Annotated in this window: 5 protein-coding genes; 3 read left to right on the forward strand and 2 right to left on the reverse strand. The window is 66.3% G+C overall.

Annotated elements, in window-relative coordinates:
* The 3 genes from VEG08_13655 to VEG08_13665 all read left to right on the forward strand — a co-directional run.
* A partial coding sequence (locus VEG08_13655) for a phosphoribosylglycinamide synthetase C domain-containing protein (protein ID HXZ29033.1) occupies positions 1–196 on the forward strand: 196 nt, incomplete at its 5' end.
* Between the two features lie 124 nt (positions 197–320).
* Positions 321–818, forward strand: coding sequence for a 5-(carboxyamino)imidazole ribonucleotide mutase (gene purE, locus VEG08_13660; protein HXZ29034.1), 498 nt, complete (start codon positions 321–323; stop codon positions 816–818).
* Between the two features lie 43 nt (positions 819–861).
* Complete coding sequence (locus VEG08_13665; GenBank protein HXZ29035.1) at positions 862–1,362, forward strand: DinB family protein; 501 nt, start codon at positions 862–864, stop codon at positions 1,360–1,362.
* On the opposite strand, the gene galU is transcribed toward VEG08_13665, so the two are convergent.
* Positions 1,359–2,240 (reverse strand): UTP--glucose-1-phosphate uridylyltransferase GalU, encoded by an 882-nt coding sequence (gene galU / locus VEG08_13670; GenBank protein ID HXZ29036.1) that lies wholly within the window; start codon positions 2,238–2,240, stop codon positions 1,359–1,361. The genes VEG08_13665 and galU overlap by 4 nt on opposite strands.
* Before the next feature lie 127 nt (positions 2,241–2,367).
* Positions 2,368–2,943, reverse strand: a 576-nt coding sequence (locus tag VEG08_13675; protein HXZ29037.1) for a TRCF domain-containing protein, incomplete at its 5' end; no start/stop codon positions are given.

A 2,943-nucleotide genomic window follows, 5' to 3' on the forward strand; every position in this document is an offset into this window, starting at 1 on the left:
CGTGAAGGTGTTTCATGCAGGGACGTCGAAGCGCGACGGGGCTTATTACACGTCCGGCGGGCGCGTGCTGGGAGTGACGGCGCGGGCGCGCGATCTGGAGACGGCAGTCGGGCGGGCGTATGAGGCGTGCGGGAAGATTAATTTTGAGGAGGCGCATTATCGGAGGGATATTGCGGGGAGAGCGCTGAACAAGTAGTCCCGAGTCCTGGGTCGCGAGTCAGTCCAGTATAGGGATCCTTCGACTGCGGTTTTGCTTCGCTTCGCGAAGCGAGATCCTCGCCTCAGGATGACAGTTTACAGGGAGCGGTTTAGAGGGAAAGATGAGCAAACCTCTGGTTTCGATTGTGATGGGCAGTGATTCCGATCTGGAGATCATGCGCGACGCGGCCAAGTCGCTGGAGGAGTTCGGCATCCCCTACGAGATCGACGTGACCTCGGCACACCGCTCGCCGCGGCGCACCAGCGAGTACGCGCAGGAGGCCGCCGGCCGCGGCCTCAAGGTGATCATCGCGGGGGCGGGCGGCGCGGCCCACCTGGCGGGCGTCATCGCTGCCCATACCACCCTGCCGGTGATCGGCGTGCCCATTCCCAGCGTGCTCGACGGGTTGGACTCGCTGCTCTCGACGGTGCAGATGCCCGCGGGCATCCCGGTGGCCACGGTGGCCATCGGCAAGGCGGGCGCAGCCAACGCAGGCATCCTGGCGGCGCAGATGCTCGCCCTCTCCGATCCCGCGCTGGCCAAGAAACTGACCGCGCACAAGGAGAAGCTGGCGCACAGCGTGGAGGAGAAATCCAAGAAGCTCAAGATGACGCTGTAGAAATTGGCGATTGAGTGATTGACGATCGACGATTGGATCCTTCATGACCGGAATCTCGTTCCAGGAACTGCAGCGCTATACGCAGGAAGAACGCGGGAAGTGGCGGGCGTGGCTGGAAAAGCAGCCGGCGGCGGCGCTCGAAGTGCCCGCCGGCGAGGCCGGCACCGACACCGCCAGCGTGCGCGGCCTGCTCTGGCACATCGCCATCGTCGAGCTCTTCTACGCCGAGTTCATCAGCGGCCGGCAGGAGAAGAGCAATTACCGGGAGCTGCCGCACACCACGCTGGAGGAGATCTGGCGCATCGGCGACTCCGCCCAGGAGCAGTTGGCGGGCTACCTGGCGCGCGCCGGCGAGGCCGACCTGGACGCCGCGCTCACCCTGGAGCGCGGCTCCTTCCGCGTCGTGGCCTCGCGCCGCAAGATGCTGGCCCACGTCTTCCTGCACGGCCTGCGCCACTGGGCGCAATTGGCCCTGGTCCTGCGCCAGCACGGCTACAAGACCGGCTGGCAGCACGACTTCATCTTCACCGAAGCGCTGCCCTAGAGTTTCAGGGTCTTCAGCCAGGCGCGCAGATCGTCGCCCAGGTCCGGGCGCTTGAGGGCCAGCTCGACGGTGGCCTTGAGGAAGCCGAGCTTGTCGCCGGTGTCGTGGCGTTTGCCTTCGAAGACGAAGCCGTAGAGCTTCTCGTGCTCGAGCAGCTTGCGCAGCCCGTCGGTGAGCTGCAGTTCTCCGCCCGCGCCCGGCGTGAGGTTCGCCAGTTCCTCGAAGATGCGCGGGGTCAGGATGTAGCGCCCGATCACCGCCAGCTTGGAGGGCGCCTGCTCGAACTTCGGTTTCTCCACCAGGTTCTTCACCTCGAAGAGCCGCCCGTCGAACTTGCCGTCCACCGGCCGCGCGTCGATCACGCCGTAGGAAGAGATGGCGGGGCCCTCCACCGTCTGGATGGCGATCACCGACGACTGCGTCTCCTCGAAGACCTCGAGCATCTGCTGGAGGCAGGGCACGGGCGCGTCGATGACGTCGTCGGCCAGGATGACGGCGCAGGGCTCGTCGCCCACCAGTTCGCGCGCCATGAGCACGGCGTGGCCCAGGCCCAGCGCCTCCTTCTGGCGCACGTAGGCGACGCTGATCATCTCCGAGACCTCGCGCACCTTGGCCAGCAGGTCGGGCTTGCCGCGCGCTTCCAGCAGCTTCTCCAGCTCGTAGCTGACGTCGAAGTGGTCTTCGATGGCGCGTTTGCCGCGCCCGGTCACCAGGATGATCTGGTCGCAGCCCGCCGCCATGGCCTCTTCCACGCCGTACTGGATGATGGGCTTGTCCACCAGCGGCAGCATCTCCTTGGGCTGCGCCTTGGTGGCGGGCAGGAAACGCGTGCCCAGCCCGGCGGCGGGAAAGACGGCTTTGCGGACTCGTTGCTTCATAGCCACTCGCTGCTGGTTTCTAGCTCCTGGCCAAAGCACCTAGCAATTAGCACTTAGCATTTAGCCCCTCAAGGTTTTACTAGGCCTCCACGAAACACTTCAAGGGCTAAATGCTAATTGCTAAGCGCTAATTGCTTACCGTCGCTGCCTCGCCGGCCAGGTTCTCCAGCAGCCCACGCAACCGAGCCAGAACCTCCTCCGCGGGCGCGGTGCGCTGGGTGAACTTGAGCACGCCGCCGGGGGAGAACTGTGCGCCCTTCTCCGCGGCCACGAAGGCGGCCAGGCGCGCCGGCTCCACCTGCGCGCTCTCGGTGAAGCGGATGCTCACCTGCTCGCGCTTGCGCTCGATGGCGGCCACGCCCACGCGCTCGCACAGCAGCTTGAGCACGGCATAGTCGAGCAGGTTGCGCACCGGCGCGGGCGGCGGGCCGTAGCGGTCCTGCAATTCCTCGCGCACGTCCTGGAGCGCGGCCTCGGTCTCCACCCCGGCCACGCGCTTGTACATGCGCAGCCGCTGGTTCTCCTCGGCGATGTAGCCTGCGGGGATGCGGATGTTGAGTCCCAGGTTGAGCTGGGCGGCGACCTCGGCGGGCACCGCCTCGCCCTTCAACTCGCGCACCGCGCGCTCCAGCATGGTGGTGTAGAGCTCGAAGCCGACGGCATCCACGTGGCCGCTCTGCTGCGCGCCCAGCAGGTTGCCGGC

Source organism: Terriglobales bacterium (genome assembly GCA_035624475.1).
Lineage (GTDB): Bacteria > Acidobacteriota > Terriglobia > Terriglobales > Acidobacteriaceae > DASPRL01.

Coding starts and splice junctions, on each gene's coding strand:
- purE (HXZ29034.1), top strand. CDS start 321: ATGAGCAAACCTCTGGTTTCGATTGTGATGGGCAGTGATTCCGATCTG.
- galU (HXZ29036.1), bottom strand. CDS start 2,240: ATGAAGCAACGAGTCCGCAAAGCCGTCTTTCCCGCCGCCGGGCTGGGC.
- VEG08_13665 (HXZ29035.1), top strand. CDS start 862: ATGACCGGAATCTCGTTCCAGGAACTGCAGCGCTATACGCAGGAAGAA.